The 19460-nt window shown below is 37.8% G+C and carries 5 protein-coding genes; all 5 read left to right on the forward strand.

Annotated features, from left to right (window positions below):
* The first annotated feature begins 189 nt into the window (after positions 1 to 189).
* The gene (locus tag OLM58_RS12805; RefSeq protein WP_264529195.1) at positions 190 to 723 is read left to right on the forward strand and encodes a UpxY family transcription antiterminator; all 534 of its coding nucleotides are present in this window, start codon (positions 190 to 192) and stop codon (positions 721 to 723) included.
* 260 nt (positions 724 to 983) lie between these two features.
* A complete protein-coding gene (locus tag OLM58_RS12810) occupies positions 984 to 12104 on the forward strand; it encodes a non-ribosomal peptide synthetase (RefSeq protein ID WP_264529202.1) in 11121 nt (3706 codons plus the stop codon).
* A 46-nt stretch (positions 12105 to 12150) separates the two neighbouring features.
* Positions 12151 to 13416, forward strand: a complete 1266-nt coding sequence (locus tag OLM58_RS12815; RefSeq protein ID WP_264529203.1) for a condensation domain-containing protein — start codon at positions 12151 to 12153, stop codon at positions 13414 to 13416.
* Between the two features lie 79 nt (positions 13417 to 13495).
* The gene (locus tag OLM58_RS12820) at positions 13496 to 18286 is read left to right on the forward strand and encodes a non-ribosomal peptide synthetase (RefSeq protein WP_264529204.1); all 4791 of its coding nucleotides are present in this window, start codon (positions 13496 to 13498) and stop codon (positions 18284 to 18286) included.
* 178 nt (positions 18287 to 18464) lie between these two features.
* Positions 18465 to 19457, forward strand: coding sequence for a TauD/TfdA family dioxygenase (locus OLM58_RS12825; RefSeq protein ID WP_264529205.1), 993 nt, complete (start codon positions 18465 to 18467; stop codon positions 19455 to 19457).
* Positions 19458 to 19460: the final 3 nt, after the last annotated feature.

Consider the following 19460-nt stretch of genomic DNA (forward strand, 5'->3'; position numbering starts at 1 on the left):
TTTCAGATTTTTACAACACACTCAAAAGGAATCAAAATTTACCTTGAGAGTTCCAACAAAAACATCATTACCAAAATTACTTTAGAGTAAAAAAGGTAAAGCTATTAAACCAAAAAACGTATCTAAAAAAAATAACCATGTGACTGGTAATAGCGCAGCTATGTCCGGTGACGAAAAAAACCAAATAATATGGATCGAAAACAAGGTTGGCATGTCCTTTATGTAAAGTACAGACATGAGAGTAAAGTCTACAAAGAATTAATGGAAAAAAAATTAGAAGCTTTTTTGCCTATGGCCACCAGCATTAGACAATGGAGTGACCGAACCAAGAAAATTGAAATTCCGTTATTTCCCAGTTATGTTTTTGTAAACATTAAAAACAACAAAGACTTTCATGATGCTTTAAATGTAGAGAGCGGTTGTTCCTACTTGTCTTTCGGCAAAGAATACGGCAAAGTTTCCGAAGAAGAAATTGCTTATATCAAACTCTTTACCCAGGGAAAAGAGATCACCGATGTTCAAGTCGAATCGGCACTGCCAAAAATAGGCGATAAACTTAAAATCGAGCATGGTGAACTATCAGGTTTGGAATGTGAAGTTTTCAGAGTCGACAATCAGCACAGAATCAGCGTACGATTAAGTTCATTGCGTCAGAATATATCAGCCATAATACCTTTGTCGTATTTATCCAATCCGGAAGAAAACGTATTTGCAAAGGCATAGTTTTTAGATTTTCTTTTCAGTTAGATTATCGCCTCCTACATAATGGAGCGAATCATTAAAGTGATTTTTGTACTTGTTATAAAGTGTAAAAGATCTCTTATCTCAATCCTTTTTTACCACATCAAAATTTAGTTTTTACTACCTGGTAAATCATCACAACACATTGTCTTTTAGAACAATGTGTTTGGTGTTGTACATAGGTTATTTTAAATATATCAGTTACTAATTCAAAAATAAAGCATTTAGAAAACACTATTACGATGAAAGATATCAAATCAATAATTACCGGCTTATCCCATAAAGAAGTACAAATTTTTCTTGATGATTCAGAAGAAAATTTAAGAGTAACAGGAAATACAGCAGCTCTTACTGCGGAGGATAAAAATGATATTTCAACCAATAAAGATCGTCTTATCGCCTTACTTAAAAGCAGTAAAAACAATGCAAAATTTAATTTTGAGTCAATTTCTGCAGTTTCTGAATCTGAAAGTTACGAAGTATCGGCCGGACAGCGCCGTCTTTGGACTTTAAGCCAGTTTGAAGGAGGGTCTGAGGTGTACAATATGCCTATGCGTACCATTTTAAAAGGTAATTATGATATCGGATACTTTCAAAAAGCGATAATCGCTACTATAGAGCGTCACGAGATCTTACGTACTACTTTCAAAATGGATGAAAACGGTGATGTGAGACAGTACGTGCAGCCAACAACAGACGTAAACTTCGGGTTGTCTTATGTTGATTTCAGAAATGTTGCAGATAAAGATGCCAGTGTATCCGGTTATATCAAAGAAGATTCATTCGTTCCGTTTGATTTAGAAAAAGGGCCATTATTTCGTCTAAGTTTATTACAGACTGAAGAGGATACTTATGTTTTTTATTACAACATGCACCACATTATAGGTGATGGCTGGTCAATGAATGTATTATCAAAAGATGTATTTGCATTTTATGAGTCTTTTGTAAAAGGGAATGCTCCTGATCTTGCACCTCTTGCCATTCAATATAAAGATTATGCAAACTGGCAGGCAGTACAGATCAATTCAGCGGTTTCTACTAAGGATAAAGCTTATTGGATGGAAAGTCTTTCAGGAGAGTTACCAATCCTGGATCTTCCTTCAGAAAAACGACGTCCTTCTGTGAAAACACATAAAGGAAGAAGTTTAAGAGCTTATATTTCTAAGGAAACAACAGCGATGCTTCAGCATTTTACAAAAGAGAACAATGGCAGTACTTTTATTAGTTTACTAACCACGATCAATGTTCTGTTTCATAAATATACCTCAGATACAGATATTATTATAGGTAGCCCGGTAGCAGGACGTGACCATGCAGATTTAGCCAATCAGATTGGTTTTTATGTAAATACTCTTGCCTTGCGCAATACTGTAGGGGCCGAGGAGAATTTTACTTCAATTTACAAGCGAATTAAAGAGCAGACACTTGAGGCGTTTAACCATCAAATGTATCCTTTTGACAGTTTAGTAGAAAACTTAAACATCAAAAGAGATGCAGGAAGAAGCAGTGTGTTTGATGTTTTGTTAGTACTTCAGAATACAGCGGTAAATGAGGAGACGATTGAAATACCAACATCAAAAACCGATGCAATTCTTGATTTGGGAGAAACAGTTTCAAAGTTTGATGTAGAGCTTAATTTCACAGAAGCCGGAGAGCACCTGGTTTTAGATGTTGCTTATAATACCGAGGTGTACGAACATCAAATGATCGAAGGATTAATACGACACTATAAACAAATCCTGGAAGAAGTATTATTTCAACCGGAAACTCCTATTGGAAAACTAACTTACATCAGTCAGGAAGAAGAAAAAGAATTAGTACAGGATTTTAATGCTACGGCAACGAATTATCCGGTTGATATTACGCTTATAGACCTCATTGAAGAACAAGTTGTTAATAATCCGCAAGGAGTTGCTTTGGCTTTTGAAGGAGAAGAAATGACCTATGCAGCTTTAAATGAAAAAGCCAATCAGGTGGCTCATTATTTACGCAGTATCAATGTTACAACAGAATCTATAGTAGGATTGTGTATGGAGCGTTCTTTCGAAATGGTTATTGGAATGTTGGGTATTATGAAATCCGGAGGAGCTTATGCACCTATTGATCCTCATTACCCGATTGAAAGAATAGAGTACATTGTAAAAGACACTAAGGCAGAAGTTGTATTGGCAAATAACAACAGTATCAACAAAGTTAATTTTCTGGAAGGTACTACGATACTTAATCTTGATCAACAGGATTCCGTACTTGTCAATCAGTCCGGAACTAATCCTGCTGTAGTAATACCTGTTACAAATGCGGCTTATGTAATTTACACTTCAGGATCTACAGGAAATCCTAAAGGAGTTGTGAACGAACAAAAAGGTTTGGTGAACCGTCTGTTATGGGCGAAGGAGTACTATAATTTAACGGCTAACGATGTATTGATACAAAAAACTACTTTCTGTTTTGATGTATCGGTTTGGGAATTCTTTCTTCCATTATTGGCAGGGTGTAAATTAGTAATTCCAAAACCGGAAGGACATAAAGACAGCGATTATTTAAGAGAATTGATCTCAGCACACGGGGTAACAATGATTCACTTTGTACCTTCTATGTTAAGTGCATTTTTATTGGACATTGATGTTTCTAAATGCAGCAGTCTGAAAAATGTGGTATGTAGTGGGGAGGCTTTAAAAATAAGCCAGGTAGAAGATTTTCAAAAAGTATTGCCAAATGTTGTTTTGAGCAATTTATACGGACCTACAGAGGCTTCGATCGATGTGACAAGCTGGATTGTTCCTTTTAATGCGGTAGATTTAAAACGTGTTACGATAGGAGTTCCCGTGGCAAACACTCAGATTTATATTCTGGATAGCGAAATGAACATACAGCCTAAAGGTGTTACAGGAGAACTGTACATAGGTGGTGTTCAGGTAGCCAGAGAGTACATCAATCTTCCTGAACTTAATGCTTACCGATTTGTGCAAAATCCTTTTGGGGAAGGAAAATTATACAGAACGGGTGATAATGCAAAGTGGCTTCAGGATGGTACTATAGAATACTTGGGAAGAGAAGACAGCCAGGTAAAAATCAGAGGGTACAGAATTGAATTGGGAGAATTGGATACCGTTATCAACAGCTGTCCGTTTGTACATCAGGGAGTTGTTATCGCCAAAGAAGATGCTTACGGAGTAAATGAATTGGTAGCCTATGTAGTTTTTAAAGAAAATAAAACAAAAGAAGATCTTATTGCTTATCTAAAAGAACATATTCCGGGGTATATGATTCCGGGAATAATGGTACAACTGGATGAAATTCCATTGACATCAAATGGTAAAGTAAACAGAAAAGCATTACCGGATCCAACATTCAGCAGGGAATATGAATATGTAGCGCCAGGAACAAAAACAGAAGAGGAATTGGTTGCCATTTGGCAGAATCTGCTAAATGTAGAGCAAGTTGGTATTACCGATAATTTCTTTGAACTGGGAGGACATTCCTTATTAGCAGTACGTTTAATATCGGCAATAAAGAAAGTAATGAACGTTGGCGTTACCATTACAAACGTATTTGGTAATCCGACGATCTCAGATCTGGCTTCTTTTATAGAAAAACAAGATACTGCCTCAACATTTTCTTTGGTAAGTAAACAAGACTTACCCGCAGATATTCCATTGTCTTATGCTCAGGAACGTTTATGGTTTATAGATAAATTAAAAGGCAGTGAACATTATCATATGCCTACGGTATTAACACTAAAAGGAACTCTTAATACTGATTATCTTTCACAAGCTTTAAAAACAATTGTAGAACGTCATGAGGCACTCCGTACTATATTTATAGAAAAAGAAGGTGTTGCTTATCAGGTGGTACAATCCTCAGACCGTTGGGAGTTGAATGTTGTTTCGGGAGTCGCAGATTATAAAGAATTTACAGCCGAAGAGATAAACAATCCATTTGATTTATCTAAAGATTATATGTTACGTGCTACGATTATCAAGGTATCAGATGCAGAACATATTTTAGTATTGGTACGCCATCATATTGCAACAGACGGATGGTCTGAATCTATAATCGTTAAAGAATTCAAAGAATTATACGCTTCCTATGCAACAGGAAAAGAAGCTAATTTACCAGTGCTAAATTTTCAATATACGGATTATTCCGTTTGGCAGCGTACTGAGTTGTCTGAAGAGGTATTAGCAGAAAAATTAGAGTATTGGGAATCTAAATTAACAGGAGTAGCACCTTCTGCACTTCCAACAGATTATGCAAGACCAGCTGTTCAAAGCAGTCGCGGGAACCATATCAATTTAAAGTTAGACAGTGATCAAAGTGAGGCTTTACGAGCTTATGCGAAAGAGCAGGGTGTAACCTTATTCATGCTATTGTCGAGTGTTTACAAAGTATTATTATACCGTTACAGTGGTCAGTCTGATATTTGTATCGGAACCACCGTTGCCAATCGTCCGCAGCAGGAATTAGAATCGATGATTGGATTCTTTGTCAATGCTTTAGCCCTTCGTACTGATTTATCCGGTAATCCAACATTTAATGAAGTTCTGAAATCGGTAAAACAAACCACTTTAGAAGCGTACAATCATATCGCAGTTCCGTTTGAAAAAGTAGTCGATCGTGTAGAGAAAGCCAGAGACAAAAGCAGAAGTTCTTTATTCCAGGTATTGTTTGTTTTAAACAACAACCCTGAGGCAAAAGTTGCTGAATTTAGTGATATTACCATCGAACCAATGGCAATGAATTATAATATTGCCAAATACGATCTGACCATTTTTGCAGAAGACAGCACGGAAGGAATCTCTTTTTCATTCAACTATTGTACAGATCTTTTCAGTGCTGCAACTGTATCAGGTTTAAGATCACATTATGAGAATTTATTGACTGCTATCTTAGAAAACGGTACCTCATCAATAGGAAATCTGGCCATGCTTAGCGCCGAAGAAGAACAGGCACTTTTAGTAGAGTATAACACACCTGAGTATGCATTATCAGGAAAAGGAACTGTATTATCTCACTTTGAAGCGCAGGTAGCCCAAACTCCGGATGCAATTGCATTTGTTTATAATGATAGCCGTATGACGTACAAGGAGCTGGATGAAGCTGCTACCAAATTGGCGTATTACTATCAACAAACGTATGATTTAAAACAGGGTGATTTGATCGCCATGATGATGGATACTTCAAACTGGTCTTTACTGGCGATGGTATCTATTTTAAAATCAGGAGCAGGTTATGTTCCAATTGATCTTTCGTTACCAAAAGAGCGTCAGTTGTACATGGTACAGGAAGCTAATGTGAAGTGTTTGCTTATTGAATCTTCGAGCTTATTTGATGTAATTGATTTTTCAGTTCCAATATTCTCTATCGATATTCAGTATGCCGATATCCAGGCACTTCCGCAGGAGGTTACCTTCTCAACATTGGCAACAGAAGATACTACAGCTTATGTGGTGTACACTTCAGGAACCACAGGTCAGCCAAAAGGAGTTCAGGTAAGTCACAAGAATTTGGTAGATTATTACGAAGGTTTAGAAGCTAAGATTTCGATCAGTGCCAACAAAAGTTTCGGCTTAATGTCTTCACTTTCTGCCGATTTAGGAAATACTGTGTTGTATGGTTCTTTATTAAGCGGAGGATGTTTGCACTTATTCAATAAAGATACTTTAATGGATGGGGTTAAATTACAAGCGTATTTTAACGCCAACCCAATTGATTGTATCAAAATAGTACCAAGTCACTGGCAGGCGTTGAGCATAAATAACAAGTTATTATTGCCGGCACGTACTTTAATATTTGGAGGAGACGTACTTCAGGTGTCTTATGTAAAAGAGATCGCAGCACAAGATTCAAATGTGATGATTGTAAACCATTACGGCCCTACCGAGAGCACGATTGGAAAATTATTGCACCAGGTAGATCCTGCTTTTGATTACGTTACCATTCCGGTTGGTAAGTTATTCTCAGACAGTGAAGCTTATATTGTAAGCAGCGATATGTCGTTATGTCCAATTGGAGTCTCAGGAGAATTATTATTGGGAGGTAAAGGAATCTCGAAAGGTTATCTGAATCGTGAAGACTTAACTCAGGAGAAATTTATTGCCAACCCATTCGCAACAGCTAAGAGCACAGTTTTATACCGAACGGGAGACTTAGTTCGCAGAAATTCATTAGGCGAGATTGAATTTTTAGGCCGTGTAGACGATCAGGTGAAGATTCGTGGATATCGTGTAGAGTTAAAAGAAATCAGTCGTGTAATTCAGGGGTATTCCGGAATTGTACAGAATGAGGTTTTATTCAAAGAAGATGCTACAGGAGTTAAGCGTTTAGTAAGTTATTTGGTTGTTGAAGAAGGGTATGCAGAATCTGATTTGAAATCGTATCTTTCAGGAGTTGTTCCGGATTATATGGTTCCTCAGGTGTATGTTGTACTGGATCAGATGCCGCTTACTTCAAACGGAAAGATCGACAGAAAAGCATTGCCGGAGCCTACAGTTACAGAAGGACGTGTATATGTTGCAGCTGAAACTGAAACCGAAAAAGGTCTGGTTGCGATCTGGCAGGATTTATTGAATGTAGAACAGATAGGAGTTACGGATGATTTCTTTGAATTGGGAGGACATTCTTTGCTTGCCGTTCGTTTACTATCAGCGATTAAAACAACACTTAATGTTGCCATCAATATTACCGATATATTCGATCATACTAATATTGCTGCTTTGGCTTCTTTTATCGAAAGTCAGGACAATACGCTTGCACTTCCGTTGGTTGTCAAACAAGACTTGCCTGCAGACATTCCATTGTCTTATGCTCAGGAACGTTTATGGTTTATTGATAAATTAAAAGGAAGTGAGAATTATCACGTACCGGTATTATTAAACTTAAAAGGAGCTCTGAATACAGACTATCTATCACAAGCTTTAAAAACAATTGTAGAGCGTCATGAGGCATTGCGTACTATTTATTTAGAAAAAGAAGGAATAGCGTATCAAAAAGTTCAGCCTTCAGAGCATTGGAATCTTACTGTTCTTACTTCTGTAGCCGATCAGAAAGCTTTTATCAAAGACGAAATAAGCCGTTCTTTTGATCTGTCTAAAGATTATATGTTACGTGCTACAATTATCAGGGTATCAGAGGAAGAGCATATTTTATTATTGGTTCGTCATCATATCGCAACAGACGGATGGTCGACATCACTTATCGTTAATGAATTTAAAACATTATATGCTTCCTATGCAGAAGGAAAAGAGGCGGTATTACCAGCTCTTAGTTTCCAATACACCGACTATTCAGTCTGGCAGCGTTCTGAGGTTTCCGGAGATTATCTGGCGGAGAAATTAGAGTACTGGGAGTCTAAATTAACAGGAGTAGCACCTTCTGCACTTCCAACAGATTATGCAAGACCAGCTGTTCAAAGCAGTATAGGAGACTACATAAACTTTAAATTAGATCGCGATCGCAGTGAGGCTTTACGTGCTTATGCCAAAGAAGAGGGCGTAACTTTATTCATGTTATTGCTGAGTGTTTACAAAGTAGCGCTGTACCGTTACAGCGGTCAGTCTGATATCTGTGTTGGAACTACGGTAGCCAATCGTCCGCAGCAGGAATTAGAATCGATGATTGGATTTTTTGTCAACACTTTGGCACTACGTACTGATTTATCCGGTAATCCAACATTTAATGAAGTGCTGAAATCGGTAAAACAAACCACTTTAGAAGCGTACAATCATATCGCAGTTCCGTTTGAAAAAGTAGTCGATCGTGTAGAGAAAGCCAGAGACAAAAGCAGAAGTTCTTTATTCCAGGTATTGTTTGTTTTAAACAACAACCCAGAGGCTAAAATTGCTGAATTTAGTAATATAACGATTGAGTCTGTGCCAATGGATTACGACATTTCGAAGTTCGATCTGACCATTTTTGCAGAAGACAGTCCGGAAGGAATCTCTTTCTCATTCAACTATTGCAGCGCACTTTTCAATTCGTCTACGATTACAGGATTCCGATCTCATTACGAGAATTTGCTGGACACTATTTTAGCAGACGATACTTCATCAATAGGAAATCTGGCCATGCTTAGCGCCGAAGAAGAGCAGGCACTTTTAGTAGATTATAACACACCTGAGTATACATTATCAGGAAAAGGAACTGTATTATCTCACTTTGAAGCGCAGGTAGCCCAAACTCCGGATGCAATTGCATTTGTTTATAATGATAGCCGTATGACGTACAGGGAGCTGGATGAAGCTGCTACCAAATTGGCGTATTACTATCAACAAACGTATGATTTAAAACAGGGTGATTTGATTGCCATGATGATGGATACTTCAAACTGGTCTTTATTGGCTATGGTATCTATTTTAAAATCAGGAGCAGGTTATGTTCCGATTGATCTTTCATTACCAAAAGAGCGTCAGTTGTACATGGTACAGGAAGCCAATGTGAAGTGTTTGCTGATTGAATCTTCGAGCTTATTTGATGTAATTGATTTTTCAGTTCCAATATTTTCTATCGATATTCAGTATGCCGATATCCAGGCACTTCCGCAGGAGGTTACTTTCTCAACATTGGCAACAGAAGATACGACTGCTTATGTTGTGTACACATCAGGAACCACAGGTCAGCCAAAAGGAGTTCAGGTAAGTCACAAGAATTTGGTAGACTATTACGAAGGATTAGAAGCTAAGATTTCGATCAGTGCCAATAAAAGCTTCGGATTAATGTCTTCACTTTCTGCCGATTTAGGAAATACTGTATTGTACGGTTCTTTATTAAGCGGAGGATGTTTGCACTTATTCAATAAAGATACTTTAATGGATGGGGTTAAATTACAAGCGTATTTTAATGCTAACCCAATTGATTGTATCAAAATAGTACCAAGTCACTGGCAGGCTTTACGCATCGATACTGATTTGTTATTGCCGGCACGTACTTTAATATTTGGAGGAGACGTACTTCAGGTGTCTTATGTAAAAGAGATCGCAGCACAAGATTCAAATGTGATGATTGTAAACCATTACGGTCCTACCGAGAGTACGATTGGAAAATTGCTTCACAAAGTAGATCCTGCTTTTGATTATGTAACCATTCCGGTTGGGAAGTTATTCTCAGACAGTGAAGCTTATATCGTAAGCAGTGATATGTCGTTATGTCCAATTGGAGTTTCAGGAGAATTATTATTGGGAGGTAAAGGAATTTCGAAAGGTTATCTGAATCGTGAAGACTTAACTCAGGAGAAATTTATTGCCAACCCATTTGCAGCAGGTAAAAGCGCTGTTTTATACAGAACGGGAGACTTAGTTCGTAGAAATTCATTAGGCGAGATTGAATTTTTAGGCCGTGTAGACGATCAGGTGAAGATTCGTGGATACCGTGTAGAGTTAAAAGAAATCAGTCGTGTGATACAAGGGTATCCTGGTGTTGTACAGAATGAGGTTTCTTTTAGAGAAGACGCTACAGGAGTTAAGCGATTGGTAAGTTATCTGGTTGTTGAAGAAGGGTATGCAGAGGCTGATTTGAAATCGTATCTTTCAGGAGTTGTTCCGGATTATATGGTTCCTCAGGTCTATGTTGTACTGGATCAGATGCCGCTTACTTCAAACGGAAAAATCGACAGAAAAGCATTGCCGGAGCCTACAGCTGCAACGGGACGTACTTATGTCGCACCAACCACAAAAGCAGAAGAGGATTTGGTTACTATTTGGCAAAATCTGCTTAATGTTGACGAAATAGGAGTAACAGATAATTTCTTTGAACTCGGAGGTGATTCTATCATTGTCATTCAGGTAGTAAGCCGTGCCAAGAAAAAAGGCTATCAGGTTCAGGTTCAGGATTTATTTGACTATCAAACGATCGCAGAACTGGCGGTTGCTGCAGAACGAAATAGCAAGGAGTTTAGTACCGCCGAGCAGGGAATTTTAGAAGGAGAAGTACCTCTATCTCCAATTCAACAATGGTTTTTTGAAAGAAATGAAGCTGTATTGTCACATTTCAATCAGGCGGTTTTATTGAGCATCGATAAAAAGATCCCGAAAGAAAAACTCGAAAAAACAGTTGAATTAATAGCCAAACGCCATGATTCACTTCGATCAAAATACCAAAAAGAGACTGTTCAGGGACAGGAAGAATGGAAACAGTTTTACGGAGAATCGGTTAATTTCTATCGAACAGAAACGATCGATGACGAAAAGAATGTTGCAGAAGCGGTGACGGCAATTTGTACAAAATACCAACAATCATTGGATATTGAAAAAGGAGATTTAGCGCGTTTTGTTCTTATCGAAATGCCGGACGCTGTACCCTACAACCGATTTTTCATGGTATCGCATCACTTAGCGGTAGACGGAGTTTCCTGGAGGTTTATCATCGATGATCTGGAAACACTGCTGACAGAAGAAACAACAGACGAAAAGCTGTATCTGGAAAATAAAAACAATTCGTTCAGAGACTGGATCAATAAGTTGAAAAACTTTGCAGAGACCGAAGAAATAGAATCTCAGTTAGAGTACTGGCAGCAAATTAATAGCGACTATACGCCGCTTCCAACCGATTTTTCGGCCAATAAACCTACCAGACAAACGAAGAAAACTCAGATCGGAATTCTAAATCAGGAATATACCAAACACCTGTTGAAAGATGCCAATTCAGCTTATAATACAGAAATTAACGATTTGATGTTAAGCGCACTTCAAATGACTTTTGAAGATGTTCTGGGAACAAAACGACTGGCATTAGGATTTGAAGGCCACGGAAGAGAAAATGTACTGAAAGACATTGATGTTAGCGGTACTACAGGATGGTTTACCAATAAATATCCGGTGATCCTGTCAAAAGAAAATGCCGAAACGGAAGGCGATATTGTTAAATCGGTAAAAGAAGCATTGCGCAGGATTCCAACCAAAGGAATGGGGTACGGTTGTTTACGTTATTTGCACTCGTCTGAAGAAATACGCCATTCGTTAAAAGATTGCGGATGGGATGTTGTCTTTAATTATTTGGGACAGATCGATAATGTGCTGAATCAAAGTGCTGTATTTTCATCAGCTCCGGAATACGGAGGAGATCATATTAGTCCAACTTCTATACTCGAGGAAAAATTTATTGTAAAAGCAATTATTGTGGCCAATGAACTTAGAATTTCCTGGGATTACTCCGAAGCACAATACCAATCAGAAACCGTTCAAAATCTGGCAGATAAGTATATAGAATATTTAACCCAGCTTATCGAACACTGTATTAGTAAAGAAGACAGAGAACTAACCCCTTCTGATTTTGGATTAAGCGATTCATTAGATTTTAAAGAGTTTGATGCCTTGTTTGAATCTGAAGTTGCCGAAGAATCTCAGGATGAAAGTGTACTAAGATTCTAAACTCATAACGAACCCTAATAACTATCACTATTTAATACCATAACATATGAAATTACCTGTATCCTATCACCAGCAAAGGATGTGGTTCATCGACCATTTCGAAAGAGATTATCTCTACGAAGGAGGACCAGTTTACCATAATATACCATTGAGTTTTACAATAGAAAAAGAGGTAAGTACTGAAGAAATTTATCGTGCCTTTACACAATTGATCAACCGTCATGATGTTTTAAGAACCAAAATCGTAAGAGAAGGCGATCAGATTTTTCAAGTCATTACAACTCCTGAAGAAACCGAAATAAAAAAGCTGCTTAAAGAACAGCTTAATCTGAAAGAAAATCAGGAAGAATTACGCAAAATATCTTTTGATTTTGAAAATGGAGTATTGGTAAAAGCCTATTTCGAACGTTTGGAGGATCAGATCAGGATACTATTTGTACTTCATCATGTAGTGGCAGACCGTTTTAGTCTTAAGATTCTCAAAGAAGATTTTTTAAGTTTCGTTTCGCATCCCGACGATTCATTAGGATTTACCATGCAATACAAAGATTTTTCAGAATGGGAACAAGCTGTTGATCCTTACGAAACAGAGACGTTGGTTGCTTTTTGGAGAAAACAGTTAACCGATAATCAGGTGCTGTATCTTCCTACCGATTCAGAACGCGTACCGGTTCATATTTATCAAACTGCAACACGTGCTTTTTCTTTTAGTAAAGACAGTCTGCAATCCTTCGCAGCCGTTAATGGCACTAGTCCGCAAATGGTGACTTTGGCCGCCTATAAGATGGCTTTGGCTCAGTTTTCAGGGCTTTCGGATATCGTGATAGGTACCTTGATGAACATGCGCAACCATCTTACAGAATCAACCGTAGGACCCATAGAAAATCTGGTAGTGTTGCGATCTGTACTGGACAGAAATGGAACACTTGAAGATGCCTGTACAGTGGTTGCCAATACCTGGCAGACAGCATACAACAATAAAGAAATTCCATTTGACAAGCTGGTTGTAGAAATCAATCCCAAAAAGGATATGAGCAGGACAGCGCTGTTTGATGTTTTGTATTTGTACGACAGGTACGATGCCGTTACCGAAAAAGAAGGAGAACCGTCTGAGTATAAAAATCAGGGACTCGGAAAATACGACCTTAATCTTTTAGTACAGGAAAGAGAAAACAGTTTTGACTTTATACTCACTTACAATGACCTTTATTTTAAAGCTGAAACCATCACTTCCTTTTTAGAAAGTATCGAAAGTATCCTTACAACGGCTACGGAATACGAGGATACCTTAAGAGGAATTGCTGTATTCTGATTACCATTCGATAACGCACCGTATTATTTCATATTAACAGTAAAGAGTGACTACGCTACAAGAAAACATTTTTAAAATCATGGAAAAATTCATAAAAAAATTAAAAGACCTTGGATTTCAGCTTAAAATTAACGGGCAGGATTTAGTTTTATTAGGAAAAGAAGGAAAACTTACACCTTCTGATATTAAGATTATCACCGAACGTCAGGACATAACTTCGTTTATTAAAGAAAACAAAGCCGACCTTGTTGCTTATTTAAAGAAAGAAGATTTTAAACTGGACCGAAAAAACATTTCTTCTATGTACGGATTAAGCCCTGTTCAGGAAGGGATTTTATTTCACAGTACCTATTTGTACAGTACCGGAGCAAAAGAAAACACCACTTATCATACCCAGTTTGACGTTACTTTTTCGTCTAAACTGGATGTAGTTCGCTTTAAAAAAGCCTGGCAGCATGTCATTAACAATCATACCATCCTGAGAACCGGTTTTATTTATGATAAAGTAAATATTCCGATTCAGTTTGTAAACAAAGAAGTAGAAGTTCCGTTGCGATTGGTTGATTTAACGGGCAGTACCGATCAGGAAAAAGACATAACATTTAAAAAACTAAAAGACGAAGACCGATTTGAAGATTTTAGTTTTACAAATCCGCCTTTAATGCGTATCACGCTGGCTAAGTTTGGAGAGAGTACTTATAAAATGATCTGGACGAAACATCACGTATTATGGGACGGATGGTCCGGGCAAGTGATCATTCAGGAAGTGATACGTGCATACACCAACCTAATGCACGGTGTAGAACCTGAGGCACAGGAAGAAGACCGATACGAAGATTTTATCAATTATATTAAAGCGATAGACGCCTTTGAAGAAAAAGAATTCTGGCAGACTTATATGCAGGATTTTAACGAACCTTCATTACTGCCTTTCTGTAAAGCATTACACGAACGTAACAAAGGAAAAGGAAAATACGAGCGTATTACCATTGATTTTGATGCCGAATTAACGCAAAAAATAAATGATTTTTCTAAAGCACAGCATGTTACACCTAATACTTTAACACAGGCTGTCTGGGCCATTTTATTGTCAAAATACACTGGCTTTAAAGATATTGTGTACGGTGTTACCGTTTCCGGACGTCCGGCAGAACTCAATTACGACAGCAAAGTAGGATTGTATATCAATACCATTCCGTTAAGAGCAAAAATAGATCAGAATCAAACGATTACTGATTTCCTGGCCATGCTTCAGAAAACGTCTGTAACGGCAAGGAATTTTCAACATACCTCTCTTAATAAAATTCAGCAATGGAACGAAATAAAAGGAGATTGTTTTGATACTTTATTATCGTTTACCAACTATCCGTCGAAAAGCAATGACAGCAAGCAGAAACCGGTTTTAGAAATAGAGAGTGTAAATGTAAAAGAAAACAATAACTATTTGCTTTCGATTCAGCCTATGCTGAAAGACAGACTGGTGATCGATTTTACCTTCAACAGTTCGATAATGGAAGCTGCTTTTGTTCAGATGATTACCGAACATTTCAGAACAGCCTTGTGTCAAATGGCCGAAGAGCAGTTTACTACAATAGGAGATTTCAATATGCTGGGTGCAGCAGAAATCGAAGTGCTTACTAAAGCTTACAACGCCTCTGAAGTAAATTATCCGGCAGATCAGAATATGGTGGAGATTTTTGAAGAAAAAGCGGCAAAAACTCCGGATGCCGTTGCCTTGACTATAGAGGGTAAACACATGACCTATAAAGTATTGAACGAAAAAGCAAATCAGCTTTCCAGATACTTACAAGAGCAGGGTGTAGGTCCGGAAGTCATGGTAGGAATGTGTATCAACCGTTCTTTTGAGATGATCATCGGAATACTTGGAATCTTAAAAGCGGGCGGGGCGTATGTGCCTATTGATCCTGAATACCCGACGGAGCGTATCAGTTTTATACTAAATGACAGTAAGTCAAATATTGTATTGGTAAGCACAAAAAGCAGTGAAACCGTAAAACTGGATATCCCTGTTCAGCTGGTAAATTTAGATCACGCAGCTGCATTTCTTTCCGCTTATGAAACGACCAATTTAGAGTTGGATTTACCTTTAGACAACCTGGCTTATGTAATCTATACTTCAGGAACTACCGGAGTGCCTAAAGGGGTAATGATTGAACATGGCAACGTGGTGCGACTTTTCTTTACGGAAAAACCTTTGTTTGATTTTGATGAAAAAGACGTATGGTGCCTGTTCCATTCTTATAGTTTTGACTTTTCGGTTTGGGAAATATTTGGTGCCTTGTTATACGGAGGCAGACTGGTGATAGTTCCTGAACTGGTTGCAAAAGATACAGAAGCATTTGCAGATCTTTTAGCAGAGCAGGAAGTAACCGTATTGAATCAGACCCCTTCTGCATTCAATGCTTTACAGGAGCAGGTAATCGACAAAAAACATCCTTTGAAAGTACGCTACGTAATATTTGGAGGTGAGGCACTTACACCGGGAGTTCTTAAACCATGGGCGGCTCAATATCCGGATTGTGCTCTGATCAACATGTACGGTATTACCGAAACAACGGTTCACGTAACCTTTAAAGAGATCGGGATACGTGAAATTAATCTTAATGTAAGCGATATCGGAAGACCTATCCCAACAATGAGCTGCTATATTCTGGATGAAAATATGGAATTAGTACCCATGGGAGTTGCCGGAGAATTGTTTGTTTCAGGAGCCGGAGTTTCAAGAGGGTATTTAAATCGTCCTGAACTTTCAAAAGAACGATTCATGACCAATCCGTTCAATCCGGGAGAACGTCTCTATAAAACCGGAGACGTTGCCAAACGACTTTCAAGTGGAGATATAGAATATTTGGGAAGAAACGATAAACAAATCAAAATCAGAGGATTCAGAATTGAACTTGGCGAAGTAGAAGCAGCTTTAAACATCTGCCCGTATGCGAATCATGCCGCAGTTATTGTACATGAAGATCAGTTTTATTCGAAAGAATTAGTCGCTTATGTAGTACTTAAAGACCATTATACACTTGATGATTTTAAAGGATATCTTTTAGAAAGTCTTCCTAAATATATGGTGCCAACTTTGTGCATCCCTCTGGATGAAATGCCACTTACTTCTAATGGAAAAGTAAATAAAAAAGCTTTGCCAAAACTGGCATCACAAGGAACAGATGCAAGTGGTTATGTTGCTCCGCGCAATACTAATGAAGAGCAGTTGGTAACCATCTGGAAAGAAATTTTAGACAGAGAACGTATAGGAGTTACCGATAATTTCTTCGAGTTTGGAGGACACAGTTTAAAACTGACAAGACTTATTACCCGATACCATAAAGAGTACAGAATCAAGTTAGAACTTAGAGATTTATTTGTCAACAAAACAATCGAGGAACATTGTCCACTATTATTTGGTGCTTCAGCTGAAAGCAATGAAATCGAAAAAATTAGCCCTGTTGCGAAACAAGCGAATTATCCGCTTTCAAGCGGTCAGTATCGCATGTGGGTGTTGAGTCAGTCGGGAGAAAATAATACTTCCTATAATATGCCTGCGCAGCTTACTTTGGAAGGATATGATATTCCGCTTTTAAAGAAAGCCATTGATGCTGTTATCGAGCGTCACGAAACATTGCGTACCGTATTTAAAGAAGGAGAAAATACTGAGGTCAGACAATGGATCATTACTCCTTCAGAAATTGACTTTACCATTCAGGAACAGGATTTCAGAGGAGAGGCAAATATTGAAAATGCTGTAGCAGATTATATACTGCAGGATACTTTACAGCCTTTTAATCTTGCAGAAGGACCTTTGTTAAGAATTGCATTACTGCAGGTATCAGATCAGAAATATGTTTTTTATTATAACATGCATCACATTATCGGAGACGGAGTTTCCATAAACATCTTAAAGAGAGACGTACTGGCATTTTACAATGCATTCAAAAATAACACGGAGCCTTCGCTTCCGGTTCTGTCTATCCAGTACAAAGATTTTGCGGTATGGCAAAAGCAGCAATTGGAAAACAATGCTTTTGATCCCCACAAAAAATACTGGCTGCAAACGCTTTCCGGAGACAGAGGAGTATTAGATTTTCCTAGTCAGAAAGCAAGACCAAAAGTGATGACCAATAATGGACAAACGTTAAGAACATTTCTTTCTGATACCGTTACCAGAAAATTTGAAACTTACTGTAAAACAAAAGGAGGAACCTTATTTACAGGAGTAGTAGCGGTTTGGAACATATTGTTTTACAGATATACCAATCAGAAAGATATTAGCATAGGGTCACCGGTTATGGGCAGAGATCATGTAGATCTTGAAAATCAAATCGGACTTTACTTTAACAATATTGTGATCCGCAATCAAATCAATCCGGAGGACAATTTTGACCAGATATTTGATCAGGTAAAAGAAGCCATGTTTGAGAATATGAAACATCAAATGTATCCGTTCGATAACTTGCTGGACGATTTAACCATAAAAGGAGATACCAGCCGTAATCCTTTGTATGATATTATGATATCCTATCACAATACGGGAGCAGCAGAAAATAATAAAGATTTACTGCTTACACAGGAAGAGACGGATCAGATTGTGGTTCAGGATCAAAAAGGATCAAAACTGGACATGCTTATTAATGTTAAAGAAATAGGAAATCACCTGTACTATAACATTAATTACAACACCGATTTGTACAATCAAAGTTTTATCGAAATCCTGATGAACGACTTTAAGTATTTATTGTCACAGCTTTTAGAAAACAAAGCAGAAAGGATTGATGATATTGATTTCCAAAAAGAAACCAAGCAAATCCTAAGAAGCCTTAATGCCAATAAATTTAAGCTGGTAAAAAAGTAACCCCTTCAGATTATCATATCCGCAAGGATAAAAATTCTTTTTCAAATTAGAGTACAGAGCAGCAAATCAGGTTGGATCATTTTTGGTCGAACCTGATTTGTAAAGCTCTGAATCTTAATAACTAAATATTTTGATTACAAACACTACAGTCAAAAGCTGTATTCTAAAAAATAAGATTATGATCAATAGTATACAAAAATTAAAAGGGATTAAAGCACAAAAAGTAACCGATATTGCACAGGTTGACTATTCGGTATGGCCGGGTCATGCAGGATTTCCATTGGTGGTTAAACCATCGGCAGTCGGAATGCAGTTAAACGACTGGGTGGCTCAAAACAGAGCCGAATTTCAGGAGAAAGTAAATACTTACGGTGCCCTACTTTTTAGAGGATTTCACATTAACACCGTTGAAAAATTTGAGAACTTCAGCAAATTATATGCTGATACTCCTCTTGAATATAATTTAAGATCATCACCTCGCTATTCCGTTGGAAAGAACGTGTACCATACGACAACTTATCCTAAAGAATATTCGATCGAAATGCACAGCGAAAGCTCGTATGCTCCTGTTCATCCAAGTAATATTGTATTCTGTTGTATCGATCCAGCCGACAAACAAGGCGAAACTCCGATAGCCGATAACAAAAAAGTACTAGAGTATTTAAGTGAAAAAACAAGAACTAAGTTTTTGGAAAAAGGAGTGAAATATGTGAGAAACCTCAACGAAGCTTATGGTTTGTCCTGGAAAGAAGTTTTTCAGACCGAAGACCAAAAAGAAGTAGAGAAAACCTGCAACGAACAAGGCATTTCATTTGAATGGAAAAGCGATACCAACTTAGTTTTAACATGGACTAAAAAAGCAATTTGGGAACACCCGGCTACAGGAGATTCAGTTTGGTTCAATCACGCTTACTTTTTTAACAAATATGCATTGGAAGCCTCCTTTTTTGATCTGGTAAATTCAGAAGACCAGCTTCCAAATAATACCTTCTACGGAGACGGAACCGAAATCTCGAAAGAAGAAATCGAAGAAATCAGAGAAGCGTATCAAAAAGCTACCGTTTTATTTCCGTGGGAAAAAGGAGATGTACTGTTCTTAGACAACATGTTGATGTCACACGGAAGAAGCCCTTATGAAGGCAGCAGACAAATTATAGCCTCCTTATTTTAATTT

The sequence above is a fragment of the Flavobacterium sp. N502540 genome (assembly GCF_025947365.1).
In the GTDB taxonomy this organism is placed as follows: Bacteria; Bacteroidota; Bacteroidia; order Flavobacteriales; family Flavobacteriaceae; genus Flavobacterium.